Origin of the sequence: Paenibacillus sp. FSL H8-0260 (genome assembly GCF_045040625.1) — a bacterium.
Lineage (GTDB): Bacteria > Bacillota > Bacilli > Paenibacillales > Paenibacillaceae > Paenibacillus_AQ > Paenibacillus_AQ odorifer.
In genome coordinates this window covers 1,735,590-1,756,694 of the sequence record NZ_CP150298.1, presented here as the reverse complement: position 1 = coordinate 1,756,694, position 21,105 = coordinate 1,735,590, and the positions used below count along the sequence as shown (strand labels likewise).

Here is a 21,105-nt window from a genome sequence, read left to right as displayed (position 1 = left end):
CAAACCAAAAAGACTCCTCTATTTATATAGAAGAGTCTTTTTTTTGTTACGACAGGCTAACGGATTATGTTTAAAATCTAACTCAGCAAGTTTAGGCTTGCTTCTTCAAGCGAGGGTATAAGAAATTTATGATCGATTGGTGATGACATCACGATCAGAATCGTGTAAGTACCGTATTTGTCACATTGATTTCCGAACTCCTCGAGGGCTCGTGTAGAGTCGGTTACTACCTTCAATAAGTAGTTGTGTTCCCCACTTATACGGTAACATTCGACGACATCAGGACTTGAGCGGCAGAAATCAAGGAATGCATTACAATCCCTAGAATGAAATAACATGTAGGCAGCTGCTTGTTTCCCAATCTTTTCAGGAGAAATTATGGTGCGATATTCGCTGATGATGCCTTTTTCCTCCATACGCCTAACTCTCTCCGTAACCGCAGGTTGCGATAAACCGACACATTTGCCCAGCTCTGTCATAGAAATTCTTGCTTGATTTTGAAGATGGAAAAGAATTTGCTTATCAACATGGTCCATCAAAATCGCCTCCTTTAAATTTAAGGTTTTCTATATTAACTAGATTGTAATTAACCGTTATAAAGCTAATTTAGCTTAGTTGCCTTATGTAATCAAGATAACTTGTTATATATAATAACCCTACAATAGTAAAGTGTTCTTGACTTTAACTATTCCGAAGGGATGAAGACCGTTGAGTATATTGGATTCAAATAAAATAATTACAGAATGTTTATCAGATCGCATCGATAGAGTAATCGATCGAACCCACGCTGACAAGCGCTTGGTCGGTGCTGTCATTAAAGTGGCGATAGATGGGGAACTGGTTTATAGCCGTGCTGCCGGTTTTGCCGACCGCGAGCTAGGCCGACTCATGCGAGAAGATGCCTTATTCCGGCTCGCTTCAGTTACTAAACCTATCGTTTCAACGGCAGCCCTAGTATTAGTTGCGCAAGGTCGTCTACAACTGGACGACCGCGTTGATCGTTGGCTTCCAGAGTTTCAGCCGCGTTTGCAGAATGGCGAGTTCGCTTCCTTAACGATTCGTCATTTGATGACGCACACCGCAGGCCTGTCTTACCGATTTTTCCAAGAAGAGAAGGGTTCCTATCAGTCAGCAGGGGTATCAGATGGTATGGATCAGTCCGGCATCACGTTGGAAGAGAACCTGCGCCGTCTTGCCTCTGTCCCCCTCCTTTATCCGCCAGGTACCGAGTGGAAATATTCCATCGCGACAGATGTGCTGGGAGCAGTAATTGCAAAGGTCACAGAAACACCGCTCAGTGAGGCTGTACATTCACTCGTGACCAAGCCGCTTGGCATGAGCGACACGGGTTTTATTGCAGTCGATCGAGAACGGCTGGCCACTTCCTATGCCAATGATACTCCAGAGCCACGGCCCTTACTTGATCCTGACAGTATTGCCTTTGTGGAGGGAACGGCTGGGTTCCTGCTTGCCCCTAGCCGAGCACTTGACACTACTGCCTATCCTTCTGGAGGAGCTGGCATGGTCGGCAGCGCCGGAGATTTTTTGCAACTGCTGGAAACATTACGTATGGGCGGAGCGCCGCTGCTACCGGAGTCACTGGTTCACGATATGACGACCAACCAGATCGGTGATCTGCCAATGGCCTTCTGGCCAGGACGAGGTTTTGGCCTAGGCATTACGGTACTAAAGGATCCTGTCGCCGCAGACACTCCAGAATCTCCGGGTACTTGGCGCATGGGGGGTACTTATGGTCATTCGTGGTTCGTAGATCCCAAGCAACGCCTCAGTGTCGTCGCTTTCACTAATACCGCATTGGAAGGCATGTCGGGTCAGTTTACTGTAGACCTTTGTGATGCCATTTATGATAGACGTAATAAATAGAGCATGAACACAAGAAGCCTGGGTCCGGAATGAACCAGCCTAGGCTCTCTGTCCAGTAGACCCTATTCGTCGTCTATATCATTGAGTTTGCTAAAATTATATAAGAGAGGGGCTTCTCTATGAGCCAAAACACATCTTCTGCCACACAAAGTGCCTCCAGCACTCCCTCTTCTGAACGTCTGCCATGGGCTGGATTACTTGCCTTAGCTATGACGGGGTTTATCTGTATTCTTACCGAAACGATTCCGGCAGGCTTGTTGCTCCAAATAGGTGAGGGGCTTGGTGTCTCCGAGGCCCTTGCCGGTCAACTTGTCACTTTGTATGCTCTTGGTTCCCTGTTGGCCGCGATTCCCTTAACTACCGTGACGCGTGGATGGCGGCGGCGACCACTGCTACTAATGTGCATCCTTGGTTTTCTCATATTCAACACCGTCACCACTTTTTCTTCCAATTATATACTTACGCTAACAGCTCGGTTCTTCGCCGGCGTATCCGCTGGAGTCTTATGGGGCATGATAGCAAGTTACGCCCGGCGCATGGTGCCGGAGTCACTCAAGGGACGAGCAATGGCGGTAGCGATGGTTGGCACACCTCTCGCTCTGGCACTCGGTGTCCCTGCTGGAACCCTTCTTGGCACCCTTGTAGGCTGGCGCTCTATCTTCGGGTTCATGTCGCTATTAGCTCTCATGCTGATCGCTTGGGTATTTTGGAAGCTACCGGACTATCCAGGAGAAGCCCCTGATAAACGGCTCCCTCTCTACAAGGTTTTTGTTATTCCGGGGGTACGGCCGGTATTGTTTGTCGTTCTGGTATGGGTACTAGCACACAACATCTTGTATACCTATATTGCCCCCTATCTTACTCAGGCCGGGCTAACCCAGCGGGTTGACTTGGTATTGCTTGTTTTCGGCATTACAGCGCTTGTTGGCATCTGGGTCATCGGTATTTTGATCGACCGCAAACTGCGTCCATTGGTTCTGATCAGCCTAGCTGCTTTTGCCTTGTCATCCATTGTACTAGGCATTAGTAGCAGCCAGCCCATAGTGATCTATTTAGTGGTTGGTGTATGGGGGTTGACGTTCGGAGGAGCAGCTACTTTGCTACAGACAGCCGTTGCCGAAACCGCTGGCGAAAGTGCAGATGTGGCCCAATCGATGCTGGTGACGGCATGGAACCTAGCTATCGGCGGTGGCGGAGTGATAGGCGGAATTCTTATTGAAACACTTGGTGTCCGCTCCTTCCCGTGGGTAATGTTTATACTATTGATTCTTGCGCTGCTAGTAGCGTGGCGCGCTAAAGATTACGGATTTCCTTCAAGGAAACGTTGAGGCACACCTATCGAGTTTATGGGTAACGGTATCCAGACAAGAAATTTACACAAATAAGACCAGTGACACATATTAGATAGGACTAATATGTGCCACTGGCTTACTTCTACTTAGTAGCCAATGTATTAAATTCTTGCAGATCCTTGGCTAAATCTTCTTCCGTGTATTTCCCTTGGCCAAAACCGATCATTGCCCGCAGCGGCATATATTTCATCATCGCCATGTACATTTCCGGGTTATCATCCATCGCACCCTCTAAGCCAAAAACACTGCTGAATTTCTTCACTTTTTCCGCTGTCCGTGGATTATCCAGCAAATCACCAATCGTACTATTCCGATGATAACGCATCGTAAGCGGATTGGTCGATTCTACTCCGATACAAGTTGTCAGACGAATATCCCGCGATGATGAGCCAATAGCAATTTCAAAATCTCCACTTTCCACATGCCAATCACCCATGTTAACGTTGTAATAAGCAAAGGAGCGTTTATCTAACTCAAAGGTTACCTCCTGCTCTTCTTCAGGCTGAAGCTCTAGCTTCTGGAAGCCTTTTAGTTCCTTCAGTGGACGGATCACGCTGCTCTCCACATCACTAACATAGAGCTGAACGATTTCTTTTCCTGCGCGAGTGCCCGTATTTTTAACAATAGCCTTAACCTGAACAGTCTCGGTGTCCTTTATGCTGCTCTTGGAAATTGTTAAATGACTGTATTGAAACTCTGTGTAGCTGAGACCAAAGCCGAAAGGAAACAGCGGTTTTATCTCTTTTTTATCATAATAACGATAACCTACGAACAAACCTTCCTTATACTCTACCTTATCCCCTTCCCCCGGGAAATTAAGAAAGGATGGATTGTCGCTCAGCTTCATGGGGAACGTCTCTGCCAGTTTACCGCTTGGGCTGACCTCTCCAAACAATAAATCTGCTACGGCACCCCCAAACGCCTGCCCACCTAGATAACCCTCAAGGACTCCTTTTGTTTTATCAATCCAAGGCATCTCTACAGGTGAGCCATTACTGAGTACAACAACGATATTACTCTGCACCTCAGCTACCACATCTATCAGCGCTTTATGGCTCTCTGGAAGAGACAAGTGGCTGCGATCATAACCCTCTGACTCATAATTATCCGGCAGTCCAAGGAACAACACCGCTACATCACCTTTTGCTGCTGTTTCTCGTGCCTCTTGCAGCAAAACCTCATTAATCTCATCATGCTCCAGTTCATATCCTTGGGCATATAGCAGCTCAGCAGACCCCGCAAGACCTCTCATCTCTTCAAAAGCATCATCCAATTGAGTTGGATTCACATGCGAGCTTCCCCCACCTTGATAACGCGGATTTTTAGCAAATTCCCCAATGATCGCAATAGTACCTTGTTTAGATAAGGGTAGAACTTCCTCCTCATTTCTAAGAAGCACCATGCTTTCCCTCGCCACTTTCCGTGCCAGTTGGTGATGCTCTTCAGCATTAAATGAAGTATTATCTTTACGATTGTCTACCGCCTTAAAAATAAAAGTGAGCAGCCGCTCCACCGCAAGGTCTAACGTTTCTTCAGCTAGTTCCCCACTTTGCACCGCTGCGACAATCTTGGCATCGCCAAGTCCTCCCGTTGACGGCATTTCCAGCTCCAGCCCTGCTTGAAGCGCCTTCACTCGCTCATTGACCGCACCCCAATCCGAAACTACAAATCCTTCGAAACCCCATTCCTCTCTAAGAATCCGCGTTAGAAGCGTTTCACTCTCAGAAGCGTATTCACCGTTAACCCGGTTGTAAGAACACATTACGCTCCAAGGTTGACTGTTCTTAACTGCACCTTCAAAGCTAGCCAGATAAATCTCCCGCAGCGTCCGTTCATCAATAACGGCATCTACCGACATTCTCCGGTGTTCCTGATTATTGGCGGCAAAATGCTTAAGCGAGGTGCCGACTCCTTCGCTTTGCACACCTTTGATATGGTTCCCCCCCATCTCCGCAGAAAGATAAGGGTCTTCCGAGAAATATTCAAAGTTACGACCGTTCAGTGGAGAGCGTTTAATATTCGTTCCCGGTCCCAACAGAACAGCAACGTTTTCTGCCTGGCACTCCTTACCAAGCGCCTTCCCCACTCGCTCAATTAGTGCCCGATCCCACGAAGAAGCCAACCCTGATGCTGAAGGAAAGCAAGTTGCGGGAACACTGTTATGAAGCCCAAGGTGATCGGCACTCTCTTTTTGCTTGCGTAAACCATGGGGTCCGTCCGTTACCATCAAAGAAGGGATTCCGAGTCGTTCAATCCCCTTGGTATGCCAGAAATCAAGCCCTGAACAGAGTCCCGCTTTCTCCTCAAGGGTCAATTGTGATATGAGTTCAGGAATTTTGGTTTTCATAAAAATGCCTCCTCTGAATGTATACTATCCCCATTTTAATATACTTCACGCTTGATTTATGGCATTATTATTGTGTTTTTGGTATTCTTGTTAGGCGAGGGGGTCATAACATGTTAGATCATTTGGAGGATAAGGAAAGAGTCCAGTATATCTGTAAAGTGATGTATGAGTCACAGCAAATTCCCGTGTTCCTGCTCGACACCAATCGGGAAATTGAATTTACTATGCCTTCCTCCTTCGAGTGCGCCCCTTGGGTTCATAACCTTAATGAGCCACTTTCTGAAATTACTAAATCTTTTAATCATGAAAACAACTCTAATGGCAATGGACGGACTTCTACCATACCCATCGTTCGTACCACAAATTTTCTAGAGAATTACATTATTCTCCATCTACCCTCAGACAAGAGCAACGAGGGAAGCATTGTGATTGGCCCTTCATTGTATGCTCAACCTACGGAGGATAGTGTGGCAAGTCTGATGCGTGATCATGAAGTTCCGCTTAAGTTTCAGGAGCAATGGCTTAACTATTACCGCAGCCTGACCGTGTTAAATAAAATGAGACTATACCATACCGCTATGCTGCTATACTCGCTCGTTACTGGAAAAACCTTGACCCTTAGCGAACTGCTGCTGGACTCCCGCATTCTTGCCTATAAACAACTGCCCTCAGGCAGTTTGGATTTGGATATTTCTTATCGCCGTGAGAATACGTGGCTGCACCACGAGCCCATGCTAGAAAAAAATCTCTTTCACTATGTCAAAAAAGGCAATAAAACTGATCTGCTACGCGTTCAAGCCTCGTTCTCTGAAGAAAGTTACGGGCTTCTCTCCAAGAGGAGCCAATTACGTAACAAAAAGAATCTGGCAATCTCTTGTATTACACTTGCTACACGTGCAGCTATAGATGGTGGGCTGTACTGGGAAATTTCTTATACCCTAAGCGACTTTCATATCCAGCATATCGAAGAACTAAAAGATATTCCCGCTGTAGATCATGCCGTTCTTAACGCCCTTTGCGATTTCGCAGACCATGTCAAAGAGAGCCGGATGGCGAAACTGTCGCGCACCGTGGCTCTCTGTCAGAACTATATTTTCAATCACCTATATGAGGAACTTTCCTTAGATAGACTGGCTGAGGTTGCAGGATTAAATAGAAGTTATCTCTCCCTATTATTTAAGAAGGAGACCGGCATCACCATCAGCGATTTTATTCAATTGGAGCGGATTGAAGAGGCAAAACGACTAATAGAAGTACCAGAGATAAGCTTATCGGACATCGCCTCACGCCTACATTTTAATGATCAGAGCTACTTTACCAAAGTGTTTAAGAAATATACCGGAATCACCCCTAAACAATTTAGAACAAATAGGGAAAACATACTTTAAGAAAAGTAGACACAACAAAAATTCAAAATGGATATGAAAATAGCAGCTGACATCACAGCTCTGTGATTGCTGCAAGAACAGTATTGTTGAAGTAATCAACATACATATTTTTAAATGGCTTCTGGTGATCCAGCTCTACGGATAAATGAACCGTCACTGTCTGATAAACCGGATCCACACAGAGGAAAGGACCTGCCGCTCCCCAGTGTGAATAGGCATCTGCAGAGAGCAGATCTCCACCGTCACGCTTCGTGCCATTAATCGCCCATCCATACCCCCAGTATGCTTCAGGGAAAACTTCGTCTCTATATTGTGAGGATACGCCTGGAATTTGATTGCGGGTCATTTCTTTTACTGTTACCGGACTAAGCAATCGTACTCCGTTATAAATTCCGCCGTTAAGGAACATCTGGCCAAAAACAGCCAAATCCATAGCCGTTGAGTAAGCGCCGCCCCCCGCAGATACAGAATTCAAATTGTATTCACTGTCTACCCATTCCGCGCATGCTGCCTCAGGGGCACGTCTAACTACTCTGTTCCGCACTTCCATTGGCACACGATAATATGTATTTTCCATTCCAAGCGGTTTAAAAATAGTTTCCTTTACGAATACATCATAAGCTTGTCCACTAACTCGCCGTATAATTTCACCCAACAGCTCATAACCATATCCACAGTAAGACATCACAGTACCTGGCTCGTGGCTTAGTGGTGCATCATAACCGCCATTAACCTCAATTCCAGAGGTATGTGTCAACAAATGATGTACGCATACTTTTGTTTTGTTCTCCCCTGTAAATTCGGGGATGTAATCAGAAACCGGCCTATTTAGGCCCACTTTCCCTTGTTCCACTAACATCATAATAGCGGTTGCAGTAAATAGTTTTGTGATGGAACAGAGTGGAAATATAGCATCCGCTGTTAAATCTGCTGCGTCTGCTTCAGGTCCGAATTTTCCATTCGCTTGATGGACCAGCAGCGTCCCCTTTCTCGCAGCAACAATAACTTGCGCAGGTGTGATATTGTCTTCAACCATTTGTGCGGCGGCTGTACGAATACGCTCCACACCAAAAGCCGAGACACCCGCCTGTTCTAAAGAATTAAATACTAACCCTCTCATCGGTAGCCCTCCAATATGATTCATTTAATACATATATAAACTATTATACAAATATATTAAATAATCCTGCTAGCTTACTATTATCCTGTGACTGAATTGTTGAGTTTCTATTAACTATTCGCTAAACAAAACTAAAGCTGACCCCGGTTTCTCCCGAAAATCAGCTTCAGCTTAGTTTTTGCTAAGTTACCGCTACCTTAAAAGCATCTACATTAAATGTTGTCCCGTTGATGGATAATGTGGCATTGTAATAACCCCGATCACCATTTGTTTTGCATTTATATTCCCCAGAACATCCACATACGAAAAATTTAGTTTTGTTGTAACCGGGATATATATTACTAAGCTTTCGGTAAAACAGATGTCCATGATGCGTAAAAATAGCTAACACCTTATCTCTCACTTTTGTAGGAATGGATGAAAAAAACTTATTCGTCTCCGATGCGCTTAATACATGGGTTGGGTCCACCGTAATCCCACTTACTTTGAGGGGCCAATGAAAATCTATAATATAATAAAAACTATCATCTAAATTTCTCAACAAATTTATACTACCCGGAGTAAACCGTCCAAGCGCACAATTAAGCCATACATACTTGACCTTCCCCTGCGTACCCGGAAAATTCATTTGCCCCTCAACAGCACCTAAATATTGTGTGAATAAGGACTGTGTGCTTGCCTCCCAATTTCCTATAGATGCTTTATAAGGAATACTCCCAAGCGTGCTTGTTACCGTATCCTTGAAATCCTTGTAGTAAGCATTCGCATTATTTCCATGATTAGCTCCCGCTTGCGTATTATCTCCTCCAAAAATAAAAAATCTCTTATTCCCGCTATTCACAGCTTTAGGCAAAAGATTTCTAAAAATGCTTGAGCTGTTTCCATACCCCACATGACTATCACCAATAACCGCAAAGTTAATGATTTGCGCTTTTGCTTTAAGAATTAAACTACGTTTAGGCTGCAGTCTGGAGGCAGGTCTTCTTTTCCTACTAGGTTTCACCTGTCTTTTCATCTTAGATTCACCTCTTTTAAAATGGATGAAGGATCATAGTAGTATTTATATTCGCTTGACCTTAGGGACTCTTGGACCAATGGATTCATCTAGGAGATTAGTTTCTCTTCTACTTTGTGGTCATTTATGCGGCTTGTCCCAAACGAGAGATGTTATAATTAGCCCCATAGAAGTGAAGAATATAATACCATTCATAGAATTATAGGTAACGGAGGCTTAAGATTTGAATAACATAGTCCCAGAATGGGCGGAGTCCCATTTCCCTTTATATACCGCTGATAGTATTCAGTCGATGTATGGAACCTCAAATCTGCCAAGACTTCAGATTCATGAGCATTCAACCGTCCTACTAGCTATTGCTGCTGGCAAGGGTATGCTTGAGATCAATCATCAGACTTATGAGCTAATGGAAGGCATTGTCGTCCTTCTCCCCGAGAATACTTACGCCTCACTAATTACAAATCGCCAGCAGCCGCTTCATGCTTATAAGCTTTCAATCCGGATTCAAGAACAGACACGAGCACTGCCCTCCAGTGCTATGACGCGGACAAGCCAACTGACATCCAATTCAAATATGCTGTTGTTTCCTCATGAACCAGCCATTGTATCTAATATGAAGGAATTGTATCTTCACCGGTTGCCAGATCGTGAAATACGTCATGTGCAGAACCAGATCCTGTTCCATCAGATCCTTCTTCAATTGCTGGAGCAGCAGGAAACAAGATTTGAAGTGAGTGAGCTGCCCTCAATGGAACGCAGTATCACATACTTAGAGAATCACTTCAGTGAAAAAATATCACGTGAGCAATTAGCTGCAATTGCGGGTGTGAGCGGTTCACATTATTCAACGCTATTCAAACAATTTACGGGCTTTACCCCTAATGAATATCTGTCCAGGTTGAGAGTTCACAGAGCGAAGGAACTACTGCTTAATAGTTCAAGCACACTAAGAGAAATTGCTTTAAAGGTGGGCTACAAGGATGAGTTTTATCTTAGTCGGCGCTTTAAGCAGCAGACCGGCGCATCTCCTTCAGGCTATAATCTTATCCCTTTCCAACGTGTAGCGGTGATGCTCACTCCCTATGCCAGTCATTTGCTGCTGCTTGGCCTGGAACCTGCAGTTACCATTTCAGAGAGCAGCGAGTATTTAAATCTTTCTGACCAGGAACCACCACAGTCTATGAAATTCATCCATACGAACAGCTCGGCTGAGCAGATAAAAGCGTTATTACTGGAAGCAAACATTGAATTGCTTATTGCAGCCACACAACATCTGGAAGAATTCGGCTTGAACGCTGAGCAGCTGCGGGCGGTCGCTCCTATTGTTGAAATCTCTTGGCAGGAACTAGGATGGAAAGACCACTTGCGCTTGATCGGCCGTGCCATTCACCGTAGCGAACGTGCTGAGCAGTGGCTGGACGATTTTGAACAAGAGGAGCTGGAAGCTCGGGCCGTGGTGCAGCAAAGCGCGGTGGCTAACGAGATTGTAACCCTTCTGGTCATTAAACCAGATGGACTACTCGTATACGGGGCAAGAAATGTTGGGTATGTGATCTATCAATCGCTAGGTCTCAAGGCTCCTGCCTTGATTGAGGATCAAATAAATAAACTCGGCGACCAGTTTCATTCCCTTGTGATTGACGTCTCTGAGCTGGAGGCTTATGCCGGTGACCGATTGTTAGTCACTGTATTTCCAGACGCAAAAGGCTCCACTGCACACAGTGAAGAAATCTTCCACTCCTCTTATTGGAACCAGCTTTCTGCTGTGCAGAACAAGAAGATCCATCTGCTTAATCTGGATGAATGGGTGCCTTATAATCCAGTTTCCATTCGTTTGCAGCTTGGACGTGCGGTTGCATTATTCGAAGGCCAATAATAGTCCAAGTCTTTTTTCCAACAAAAAGGCATGGTTAGGCACATAAGTGATCCCTATAATGATTACAAATGCGAATGATTCTCATAATCAATCTATGGCGCAGCCTGGGATTCATTAAATAATGGAATTATTCACGGAAACATAGTCATTAAAAGGGGAGAATTATTTAAATGAGAAAGATATTTATTCCGTTTGTACTTATTTTAGGGCTTGCCCTTAGTGCTTGTGGGGGAAATCAGGCGAAGAATGAGGTTAGTCCTACAAATAGCCCATCCTCGGCTCCTGCTGCGGAGTCAGAAAGTGCGACTTTTACTTATGAATCGGAAAATGGACCTGTTGAAGTTCCGACACATCCTCAGCGTGTCGTTGTCCTCACTCGATTTTTAACAGGTAATGTTATGGCACTAGGTGTACCTGTTGTAGGCGTAGATGAAATGTCCAAAACCAATCCGCGCTTTGAAGAGCAATTGAAAGATGTAGAAGCTGTAAGTGATGAAAGTCTGGAGAAGATTATTGAGCTGCAGCCTGATCTGATTATCGGTCTCTCCGATATTAAGAACATCGATAAATTCAAGCAAATCGCACCAACGGTTACTTATACTTATAATAAAGTTGATTACTTAACCCAACAGCTGGAAGTCGGCAAATTGGTGAACAAAGAAAAAGAAGCCCAAGCTTGGGTAGATGACTTTAGTGCCCGCACCAAAAAAGCGGGTGAGGAAATCAGAGCGAAGATCGGCGAGGATGCAACTGTCTCTGTCATTGAAACCTTCAATAAGCAATTGTATGTATACGGGTATAACTTTGGCCGCGGAACTGAACTCCTCTATGGGGACTTCAAGCTCGGTATGCCGGAGACAGTAAAGGAAGGCACCAAAACAGATGGTTACGTGGCCCTCTCAACAGAAGTGCTTAAGGATTATCTAGGCGATTACGTTATTTTCAGTAAAAATGCGGATGAAGATAATTCCTTCCAGGATACAGAAATCTACAAGAGCATCCCTGCTGTCAAAAATAATCATGTTTACGAAGCTGATGCCAAAGCATTCTATTTTAACGATCCGCTTAGCTTAGAATATCAACTGGAATTCTTTGAAAAAAGCTTTCTAGGAAAATAATAAAGATGACTACGAAGCAAACTTCCATTCCATTCTTTTATAAGCTGCTTGGTAGCGTGCTGGTAATGGTTATTTGCCTCGTGATCGCGATGTTATTCGGGGCTAAAGAAACCACCCTCCATGATCTGTGGCTTGCCATCACTTCAAGTTCAACGGCAGACAATGTCCTCATTCTTCGTGAGATCAGGCTGCCGCGTGAACTGGCCGCCATGCTGATCGGCGCCGCCTTTGCCGTATCCGGTGCTATTATGCAAGGCGTTACACGCAATCCGTTAGCCGATCCCGGCCTGCTGGGGTTAACTTCAGGAGCTAATATGGCACTGGCGCTTACCTTCGTATTTATGCCGGGGCTGAACTATTTTGGTACCATGATTGCTTGCTTCTTCGGCGCTGCTCTGGGAGCCGTTCTGGTTCTTATTCTCGGCTCCGTGCGCCAAGGTGGCTTGTCTCCGATCCGTATCGTACTCGCTGGTGCTGCGGTATCTGCATTCCTATATGCTATCGCAAGTGGTGTCAGCATTGCCTTCAAGATATCCAAAGATGTATCCATGTGGACTGCCGGTGGGCTTATCGGCACAACTTGGGGCCAGCTTCAAGCCATTGCACCTGTGATCCTCATCGGGATCGTGATGGCATTAATATTTTCTAACCAGCTGACTATTCTTAGCTTGAGTGACGAGGTAGCGATCGGATTAGGACAAAACCTTGTTTTGGTTAAAGGGATTCTGTTCACGCTCATTATTCTGCTGACTGGCGCATCGGTCGCTCTAATTGGGGACATGGCTTTTGTAGGGCTAATGATTCCGCATATTGTCCGCAAAATAGTCGGCACCGACTACCGCTATATCCTGCCGATTTCAGTATTCACTGGGGCATCCTTCATGCTCCTTGCGGATACGATTGGCCGTACAATCCATGCCCCTTATGAAACGCCAATAGTTGCTGTCGTGGCTATGCTAGGACTGCCTTTCTTTTTGTTCGTTGTTCGTAAAGGAGGTCAAACACTCTCATGATTTCCTCTGCTCCAGTACGAAAACAACGTCTTATCCTGTGGGTATGCACCGGACTGATCCTGCTTACGGCTATTGCCAGTATGGGGATCGGCTACTCTTCCCTGTCTTTTGACAGGCTGCTTCCCGTTCTCTTCGGTCACGGAACCTTTAAAGAGGACTTTGTATTATTTTCTGTAAGATTGCCACGAATTCTAATTACGCTACTGGCAGGAATGGCCTTAGCCTTATCTGGAGCGATTCTGCAAAGCGTTACCCGAAACGATCTAGCAGACCCCGGTATTATTGGGATTAACTCGGGGGCAGGTGTGGCTGTCGCTGTATTTTTTCTCTATTTCCCGGTTAGCGTTGGAACCTTCATTTATGCGTTGCCGCTGGTTGCTTTTATAGGGGCTATAATTACGGCAGCATTAATTTATCTTTTTTCATATAGTCGGACTAGAGGGCTTGATCCTATTCGGCTAGTTTTGGTCGGGGTCGGATTTTCCCTAGCGCTGTCGGGAGTTATGATCGTAATCATTTCATCCGCAGATCGTGCCAAAGTTGATTTTATCGCAAAATGGATTGCCGGGAATATTTGGGGTACAGATTGGCCCTTCATCTGGGCTTTACTGCCTTGGTTATTGCTGCTAGTTCCCTTTACCCTGTACAAATCGCTGCGACTCAATCTGCTCAGTCTGAGTGAGGTATCAGCCATTGGTGTCGGTCTGAATCTGGAGCGCGAACGTATCGTCCTGATTCTTGTCGCCGTCGCAGCTGCCGCCTCCGCGGTATCCGTAACAGGTGGAATCGCTTTTATCGGATTGATGGCACCACATATTGCGAAATCGTTGGTCGGTCCGCGCAATCAGATGTTTATTCCCGTCGCAGTATTGCTGGGTGGCTGGTTGCTTCTGATCGCGGACACCGTTGGCCGCAATCTCGTCTCCCCTGATGGCATCCCGGCTGGGATCATGGTAGCGTTGACCGGCGTACCTTATTTCGCTTATTTATTGATTAAGAAATAAATAAGCATATAGAAAAATCAAAAAGAGGTAACTCAGAAGCCATGTATGGCTATTGAGTTACCTCTTTTAGTTAGAACACTCTTTATTAAATCTTCATATCCTTACCCGTATAGTCTACAAACATGAATTGACCTTCCGGTGTAGTCCGCTTCTCGATCAAGTCCATGATGCCCTCAGCACTTTGGGTTGGATTCGTTGGCGCCTCTGCCCCGCCCATATCCGTATGCATCCAGCCGGGATGTACGCCGAGTACTTGTACCCCGCGTTCTTTTAAATATACATGCAGCTGCTGTGAGAACATATTAAGTGCCGTTTTGGAGATGGAATAAGGATAGTCTCCGGAATAAGCATTAGTAATGCTGCCTGCTTCCGACGATATGTTGATGATCGAAAGCTCGGGTTCAGTGAGTAGCGGCAAGAAATGCTTAACCACTCGCATCGGTCCATAAAGATTAATATCCATCGTGGTAAGCATATCTTGGAAATCCAGCTCTTCAATCTGTGTGTCCCTTGCAGTCAGTACTGCCGCATTATTGATGATGGCACCAAGCGTCCGGTCTTGTCCTTGCAGTTTTGCAGCTAACGCCGCGATTCCTTCTTCATCCGTCACGTCCAGCTGGGCCACAGTCAGCTTCTCCCCGTAGGTCGCAGCAAGCTGAGATAGTGCTGTTTGATCCTGATCGGGACGGCGAACCCCGGCAATGACTCCATGCCCCCGCTTCAATGCCTCAGTCGCCAGCTCATAACCCAATCCACGTCCGGCACCAGTAATTAGAATGTTCACTATACATCCTCTCCTTTATCTTTATCGTTCTCCAGCAGCTCCACAATCACCTTTAACTCCTTGAACGTGTCCATATAAGCATAACGCCCCCCGGTATACTCGCCCTTTTGCTGGAGTGGGAACCCTTTGCCTTCGAGCAGCATAATCTTCTCCTTCATTCCTTCAACCACAAAAGCAATATGATGAGGTCCCTCACCATGCTCATTCAAATAATCACGCCACGTACTGGGCTGCTGGTCTGGCTCAATCAGTTCAAGCTGCAGGGAGCCCATATCAAAAAAAGCCAACTTCCCCCGCGCCACCGTCGCCTCGCCATTATACCGAGTCTGCGCCTTATCTTCTGTATCTGTAACGATAATTTCCGGCTTTTCCAGTTCAAAAAACTCCGCATAAGCCGTGCTTACCTTTTCAACATCATTCACCAAAATTCCAATCTGCGTAACAAAATGATTCCCCAGCCATCCTGACATGTACCCTGCCTCCCATTTGTCTGACAAGTCCACCATACCGATTCTTTGAAAAGACTGTCAAGCCCGAAAAGAAATCGCTCCGGGCCAATGAAAATTATCCAGAGAAAGCTCAGCCGACTTCGGCGCTATCAAGGGCATTGTGGCCTCTCCCGATGCCGCAACTCGTTAAGAATACTTGGTGCGTTATATTACTGTTTGTTTCGGTTAATCACCAATTCGGTTATAGAATGAAAAGTTTAAATTAACAAAAGGGGTGAGGAACGATGGACCATAGAAAAAGATCACGCCTGATGCAGCAGTTTATTTTTGTCGGGCCAACTTCCTTGTTTTTCTTTATTATTGTGCTGATTCCTTTCTTTTTGGGACTCTATTATTCATTTACCAGTTGGAACGGAATCTCGCGGCATGTCGAGTGGACCGGACTACGGAACTATCTACATATTTTCACCAAGGATCCTTCCTTTCTTAATTCATTCTGGTTCACGGCGAAGTTCACTTTCTTCGGTCTAGTGCTGACCAATCTGCTTGGCTTCGCACTCGCTTATGTGTTGACGCGCAAACTGTTCACACGTAATGTCCTGAGAACTGTATTTTTTGTACCGCATGTGATTGGCGGACTTTTGCTCGGGTTTATTTGGCAGTTTATTTTTGTCAGAGGATTCTCCTCTATCGGGCAGGCCACCGGCTGGTCCTTCTTTAATCTTCCCTGGCTAGGCACCGGAGGGACAGCATTCTGGGCGATTGTTATCGTATTTGTCTGGCAAAATGCAGGATATCTGATGGTGATTTACATCTCTGCTATCAACAATGTTCCCCAAAGCCTAATTGAAGCGTCCAAAGTGGATGGAGCCGGACGTTTTCAGGCCTTGCGCCATGTCACTCTTCCACTGGTCATGCCCGCTGTAACTGTTTGTCTATTTCTATCTATCTCCTGGTCCTTTAAGCTGTTTGACCTCAACCTGTCGCTGACCAAGGGTGGACCCTTTAAAGCTACCGAATCTGTAGCCTTGAATATTTACAATGAAGCCTATACCATCAGCCGGTTCGGAATGGGCTCGGCTAAAGCGATGGTTTTCTTCGTCATCGTGGCCGTGATCTCCCTACTACAGGTTAGAGCAACCAAGAAAAGAGAGGTGGAGCTGTAATGGAGACTACCGCCAAGAAATTTAATGTCCCCCTGCTTCTCATCGAAGTAATTGTAATCCTGCTGGGACTTCTATTTTTAGTGCCCTTTTACTTTTTACTGGCTAATTCAGTGAAAAGCTATAGTGAAATACTTTCTGACTCTGCTGCGCTGCCTTCCGCGCTCCAGTGGAGCAACTACGCGGAAGCTTGGAAAGCTACCAATTTCCCTCGCGCCTTCCTGAACTCTTTTATCATCACGGTGATTAGTAATGTTCTGCTAGCATTCCTCTGCTCTATGTGCGCTTACAAAATGGTCCGCAACAACAGCTTGTATAACCGTGTGCTCTATATTGCATTAGTAGCCGCCATGGTTATTCCATTTCAATCTATCATGATCCCGCTGGTACAGGTCGTCAGCGGTTTGGGCGTCATGGATTCAACCGCCGGTTTGATTTTAGCATATCTTGGGTTTGGCGCCCCGATGACTGTTTTTCTATTCCACGGCTTCGTTAAATCGGTACCTCTCGATATCGAGGAGGCCTCAAGAGTAGATGGCAGCAGTCCTTATGGTACCTTTTTCCGGATTGTACTTCCGCTTATGCAGCCGATTATCGTCACCGTCATCATACTGAATACCCTGTGGATCTGGAATGATTACTTGATGCCATCGCTTATTCTGCAGGATCCGGTGCTTCGCACCATCCCTATTGCCACTTATAGCTTTTTCGGACAATATACGAAGCAGTGGGATTTGGCGCTTCCAGGACTTGTGCTCGGGATTACGCCGGTGGTCATCTTTTTCCTAGTGATGCAAAAATATATTATCGAAGGTATTGCCCAAGGCTCCGTGAAGGGCTAATGATACACGTGACTTTCAGCCAGAGAGGATGAATGAATATGAGAACAAAACGTGGAATTCTCCTCGCATGCTCCCTGCTGCTGGCTGCCCTGACAGCCGGTTGCGGACGCAGCAGCGACAATGCAGATGGAGTCAAAACCGTACACATCTACCAGTTCAAGGTTGAAATATCTGAAGCGCTGGCTTCGCTCAAGACCGAATTCGAGAAAGAACATCCCGATATTAAGCTTGAGGTGCAAAGCGTGGGTGGCGGGACCGATTATGGCGCCTCGTTGCGTGCCAAATTCTCTTCCGGAGATGAACCGGATATCTTTACCATCGGCGGCAACAATGAACGTGATATGTGGCTGGAATATCTGGAGGATCTGAGCGGCGAAGCTTGGGCCAAGGATGTAAAGCCACTCGCAGCAGAACAAATGACTATAGATGGCAAGCTGTATGGGATGCCGATGAATCTGGAAGGATACGGCTTCATCTATAATAAGGATCTATTTAAAAAAGCCGGAATCACTGAGAAGCCATTGACGCTAACCGCTCTACGCGAAGCCTCCGAGAAGTTAAAAGCGGCAGGCATCACCCCTTTTGCGAATGGTTACCAAGAATGGTTCGTGCTTGGCAATCATAATGTAAACGTGCCTTTCGCCCAGCAGCCTAATCCAGAGGCATTCATCGCCGGACTTACAGACGGTTCCAAAACCTTCGCCGGAGACCCTATTTTCTCCAAATGGATCGATCTACTTGACCTTACTGTTGAGTACGGCAATAAGAACCCGCTCTCAACCGACTATAATACACAAGTCACTATGCTAGCGAGCGGAGAAGCTGCGATGATGCAGCAGGGTAACTGGACACAAGGACAGATCGACGGCATCGATCCCAATCTAAACCTGGGCATCCTGCCCATGCCCATTGACGACACTCCCGAAGACAACGACAAGCTTTATGTAGGTGTACCCAGCAATTGGGTTATCAATAAAAACTCTCCCGTTAAGGAGGAGGCCAAGGTCTTCCTGAATTGGCTAGTCACCTCCGAGACCGGAAAAAAATATATCACTAAGGAATTCCAATTCATCCCTGCGCTCGACAACATTAAGGGAACCGAAGAAGATCTTGGAGCACTAGGTGCTGAGGTGCTGGCTTATACCGATAAAGATCAAGCGCTGACCTGGAACTGGACCCGCCTGCCGAACGGGATGCCACAGGAATTATCCAGCAGCATTCAAGGGTATCTCGGCGGCAAGCTGACCAAAGAAGGGATGTTGAAGGAATTCCAAATCAACTGGGATAATCTCAGTGTGCAGTGATTTACCTGCTCTAAACACGGGCAAACAGCCGCGCAACGATGCGTGGGTGTTTGCCCGTGTTCATCATTTAATTCCTCTCCGGTCATGAGTCGGAATCCGTTGCTAGTTCGCACGCAGCATACTAATTTGTCTGGCAAGATACACAGGCGTATAGGGCATGTCATCTCGGAGCCAAGAAATAACCGTGCCAATTAGAGCTGCTGAACCGTACCAAACGGCAATGTCCTTTTGTATCGGTACCTTTGAATGATCAACGGCCCCCTCCTTTTTCTCCTGGTGTGCAGAAATGATTTCCGCCATCAAATTAAACAGACGATCTGTAAAAATCGGGCTTCGTTTCGATGTGAGTATGACTTTGTAGAATTTTGCATTTTCCGCAATATGCTTAAGCAGACTCTCTAATATCCTCAGATTCTCTTCATCAACCGATTCATCATGGTTGCCATCGTTGTTCACCACTTGTAGAATGTCCTCCACCATCTCATCCGCTATCTTTTCTAACATATCCGGGAGATCCCGGTAGTGCAGATAAAAAGTAACACGATTGATTTTAGCCCGCTCTGCAATACGGTTTACGGATATTTTCTCAATATCCATTTCCTCAAGCAATTCAATTACAGCATCTCTAAGCAATTGACGTGTCCGAAGTACCCGGGGATCTGTACGTTGCGTTGTGTTATTCATCTTCTACTCTCCAATCTTTCACTTTCATATTGTAAGCTACATATTTTAGATAATTGTTGTTTTTTTAAAAGAAAAAACTACATTTTCACAAAGAATGTAAACTACTTTACATTTTTTCGCAAATTGTTGCTTGATTACATGAAAATTTCATTTATAATCTAATTCATGCATTGTAAACTATACAACACACTGTAAATTTAGTCCATGATCGACGAGTTGAAAGGATGGAGTGGAGTGAGTACAAAGAGAGAAGTAACAAGCAGTTCCGTGAAAAAGGGCCCCATCTTATTCATTATGATTTTGGGTGCCTTTCTTGCAACACTGAATCAAACGGTAATGAGCGTTGCCGTTCCGGAGTTAATGCATGATTTTAATATCTCAGCGGCTACAGCTCAGTGGCTGACAACGGGGTATATGCTGGTTAATGGTGTTCTAATTCCGATTACAGCTTATCTAATGCAACGATTTACGACGCGAGAGCTTTTTCAAGCTTCTATGTTTATATTTTTGGCTGGAACGATCGTATCGGCCGTCGCGACAAACTTCCCTGTTCTGTTGACCGGGCGTATGATTCAGGCAGCTGGTGCCGGGATTATCATGCCACTGCTCACGAATGTCATCTTGACCCTGTTCCCTCCTGAAAAGAGAGGGGCTGCTATGGGGATGGTAGGGTTGGCCATTATTTTCGCACCTGCGATTGGACCTACTCTGGCTGGATATATTTTGGAACATTATTCTTGGGAGATTATGTTTTATGGCATGATTCCTTTGACCGTCATTGTAATCATATGCGGATTTATTTATTTAAAAAATGTATCGGAACGCATCTTTCCCAAGTTGGACATTGTTAGCGTTACTCTTTCTACCATCGGTTTTGGAACATTGCTGTATGGCTTCAGCCGCGCTGCCAGTGCGGGTTGGTCGAGCGCAGAAGTGTTATTGTCTTTAGCAGCAGGTGTGCTTTCCCTTGGCTTGTTTACTTGGAGACAGCTGGCTTCCCAAAATCCACTGCTTGATCTCCGGGCCTTTAAATACAATATGTTCTCCTTAACAACTGTCATCAGTATCGCAGTTACAATCGTAATGTATGCAGATATGATGCTGCTACCTTTGTACCTGCAGAATGCCCGCGGTTTTACAGCGATGGAGTCCGGCTTGTTGCTACTTCCTGGTGCACTCGTAATGGGATTGTTGATGCCGGTAACCGGCAAGCTGTTCGACCGGTTCGGGGCAAAATGGCTCGCTATTATCGGTCTACTGATTACAATTGCAACGACTCTTAGCTTTGTAAATTTAACAGACTCAACCAGCTACATGTATCTGGTATACATGTCAACAGGCCGCCGGATCGGGATGGCTTTGCTCCTCATGCCTATACAAACTCTGGGTCTAAATCAACTCCCCGCCAAGCTTAGTGCGCATGGTACAGCGATTTCGAATACCATTCGACAAGTAGCTGGCGCCGTTGGGACTTCCCTGCTCGTCACCGTAATGACAAGCCGTACTACAACGCATATGAAGGATATGCTGGCCTCAGGCAGTACACAGAACGGAACACAGGAACATATGATTATGGAAGCATCCATTCAAGGGATCAATGATTCCTATCTAGTGATTGTGGGAATTGGTATCCTCGGTCTGCTGCTATCTTTCTTTATTAAACGTGTTGGGCAAGCGCCTGACCCTGAGCAAGAACCCAAGGTGAAGCTCAAAAAAGTCATTGCCAAAGAAGCTTGATATAGAAGTTATCAGCACTGTGTAA

General features: G+C 45.7%; 18 protein-coding genes. 11 read left to right on the top strand and 7 right to left on the bottom strand.

Annotation, left to right across the window (positions count from 1 at the left end):
• Positions 1 to 77 precede the first annotated feature (77 nt).
• Positions 78 to 536 carry an Lrp/AsnC family transcriptional regulator gene (locus MHI51_RS07580; protein ID WP_076185318.1) on the bottom strand — a complete coding sequence of 153 codons (459 nt, stop codon included), beginning with the start codon at positions 534 to 536 and terminating at the stop codon, positions 78 to 80.
• 172 nt (positions 537 to 708) lie between these two features.
• Here MHI51_RS07580 and MHI51_RS07575 point away from each other — a divergent pair, with 172 nt between their 5' ends.
• Together MHI51_RS07575 and MHI51_RS07570 are read left to right on the top strand one after the other, a co-directional pair.
• Positions 709 to 1,884: a serine hydrolase domain-containing protein gene (locus tag MHI51_RS07575; protein WP_405173736.1), complete on the top strand. Its 1,176-nt coding sequence runs from the start codon at positions 709 to 711 to the stop codon at positions 1,882 to 1,884.
• 119 nt (positions 1,885 to 2,003) lie between these two features.
• Positions 2,004 to 3,212, top strand: a complete 1,209-nt coding sequence (locus MHI51_RS07570) for an MFS transporter (RefSeq protein WP_076220450.1) — start codon at positions 2,004 to 2,006, stop codon at positions 3,210 to 3,212.
• Positions 3,213 to 3,318: 106 nt separating this feature from the next.
• Here the strand turns inward: MHI51_RS07570 and MHI51_RS07565 are convergent, their stop codons facing one another.
• Positions 3,319 to 5,583 (bottom strand): glycoside hydrolase family 3 C-terminal domain-containing protein, encoded by a 2,265-nt coding sequence (locus MHI51_RS07565; RefSeq protein WP_405173735.1) that lies wholly within the window; start codon positions 5,581 to 5,583, stop codon positions 3,319 to 3,321.
• Positions 5,584 to 5,693: 110 nt separating this feature from the next.
• Between MHI51_RS07565 and MHI51_RS07560 the strand changes: the two genes are divergently transcribed.
• On the top strand, positions 5,694 to 6,971 hold the full coding sequence (locus MHI51_RS07560) for an AraC family transcriptional regulator (RefSeq protein WP_076277857.1): 1,278 nt from the start codon (positions 5,694 to 5,696) through the stop codon (positions 6,969 to 6,971).
• 52 nt (positions 6,972 to 7,023) lie between these two features.
• On the opposite strand, the gene MHI51_RS07555 is transcribed toward MHI51_RS07560, so the two are convergent.
• Positions 7,024 to 8,091: a serine hydrolase gene (locus MHI51_RS07555; protein ID WP_076277858.1), complete on the bottom strand. Its 1,068-nt coding sequence runs from the start codon at positions 8,089 to 8,091 to the stop codon at positions 7,024 to 7,026.
• Positions 8,092 to 8,272: 181 nt separating this feature from the next.
• A complete protein-coding gene (locus MHI51_RS07550; RefSeq protein WP_076277859.1) occupies positions 8,273 to 9,106 on the bottom strand; it encodes a metallophosphoesterase in 834 nt (277 codons plus the stop codon).
• A gap of 223 nt (positions 9,107 to 9,329) precedes the next feature.
• On the opposite strand from MHI51_RS07550, the gene MHI51_RS07545 reads away from it, so the two are divergent.
• From MHI51_RS07545 to MHI51_RS07530, 4 genes are all read left to right on the top strand, one after another.
• On the top strand, positions 9,330 to 10,982 hold the full coding sequence (locus MHI51_RS07545) for a helix-turn-helix domain-containing protein (RefSeq protein ID WP_076277860.1): 1,653 nt from the start codon (positions 9,330 to 9,332) through the stop codon (positions 10,980 to 10,982).
• A 170-nt stretch (positions 10,983 to 11,152) separates the two neighbouring features.
• On the top strand, positions 11,153 to 12,100 hold the full coding sequence (locus MHI51_RS07540; protein ID WP_076220363.1) for an iron-hydroxamate ABC transporter substrate-binding protein: 948 nt from the start codon (positions 11,153 to 11,155) through the stop codon (positions 12,098 to 12,100).
• Between the two features lie 5 nt (positions 12,101 to 12,105).
• Positions 12,106 to 13,113, top strand: coding sequence for an iron ABC transporter permease (locus tag MHI51_RS07535; protein ID WP_076220362.1), 1,008 nt, complete (start codon positions 12,106 to 12,108; stop codon positions 13,111 to 13,113).
• Complete coding sequence (locus tag MHI51_RS07530; RefSeq protein ID WP_405173734.1) at positions 13,110 to 14,117, top strand: FecCD family ABC transporter permease; 1,008 nt, start codon at positions 13,110 to 13,112, stop codon at positions 14,115 to 14,117. The genes MHI51_RS07535 and MHI51_RS07530 overlap by 4 nt, the downstream gene beginning before the upstream one ends.
• 85 nt (positions 14,118 to 14,202) lie before the next feature.
• Here MHI51_RS07530 and MHI51_RS07525 read toward each other — a convergent pair whose 3' ends face one another.
• Both MHI51_RS07525 and MHI51_RS07520 read right to left on the bottom strand, forming a co-directional pair.
• Positions 14,203 to 14,901 (bottom strand): SDR family oxidoreductase, encoded by a 699-nt coding sequence (locus tag MHI51_RS07525; protein WP_076220987.1) that lies wholly within the window; start codon positions 14,899 to 14,901, stop codon positions 14,203 to 14,205.
• Positions 14,901 to 15,371 carry a VOC family protein gene (locus MHI51_RS07520; RefSeq protein ID WP_405173733.1) on the bottom strand — a complete coding sequence of 157 codons (471 nt, stop codon included), beginning with the start codon at positions 15,369 to 15,371 and terminating at the stop codon, positions 14,901 to 14,903. The genes MHI51_RS07525 and MHI51_RS07520 overlap by 1 nt, the downstream gene beginning before the upstream one ends.
• 263 nt (positions 15,372 to 15,634) lie before the next feature.
• Between MHI51_RS07520 and MHI51_RS07515 the strand changes: the two genes are divergently transcribed.
• From MHI51_RS07515 to MHI51_RS07505, 3 genes are read left to right on the top strand one after another with little or no spacing between them, the layout of a single operon-like run.
• A complete protein-coding gene (locus tag MHI51_RS07515; protein ID WP_076125253.1) occupies positions 15,635 to 16,516 on the top strand; it encodes a carbohydrate ABC transporter permease in 882 nt (293 codons plus the stop codon).
• Positions 16,516 to 17,355: a carbohydrate ABC transporter permease gene (locus MHI51_RS07510; RefSeq protein WP_076141188.1), complete on the top strand. Its 840-nt coding sequence runs from the start codon at positions 16,516 to 16,518 to the stop codon at positions 17,353 to 17,355. The genes MHI51_RS07515 and MHI51_RS07510 overlap by 1 nt, the downstream gene beginning before the upstream one ends.
• A gap of 32 nt (positions 17,356 to 17,387) precedes the next feature.
• Positions 17,388 to 18,659 (top strand): ABC transporter substrate-binding protein, encoded by a 1,272-nt coding sequence (locus MHI51_RS07505; RefSeq protein WP_143761979.1) that lies wholly within the window; start codon positions 17,388 to 17,390, stop codon positions 18,657 to 18,659.
• A 102-nt stretch (positions 18,660 to 18,761) separates the two neighbouring features.
• Here the strand turns inward: MHI51_RS07505 and MHI51_RS07500 are convergent, their stop codons facing one another.
• Positions 18,762 to 19,343: a TetR/AcrR family transcriptional regulator gene (locus MHI51_RS07500; protein WP_076220677.1), complete on the bottom strand. Its 582-nt coding sequence runs from the start codon at positions 19,341 to 19,343 to the stop codon at positions 18,762 to 18,764.
• Positions 19,344 to 19,637: 294 nt separating this feature from the next.
• Here MHI51_RS07500 and MHI51_RS07495 point away from each other — a divergent pair, with 294 nt between their 5' ends.
• Positions 19,638 to 21,080 (top strand): DHA2 family efflux MFS transporter permease subunit, encoded by a 1,443-nt coding sequence (locus MHI51_RS07495; protein WP_256719091.1) that lies wholly within the window; start codon positions 19,638 to 19,640, stop codon positions 21,078 to 21,080.
• Positions 21,081 to 21,105 lie beyond the last annotated feature (25 nt).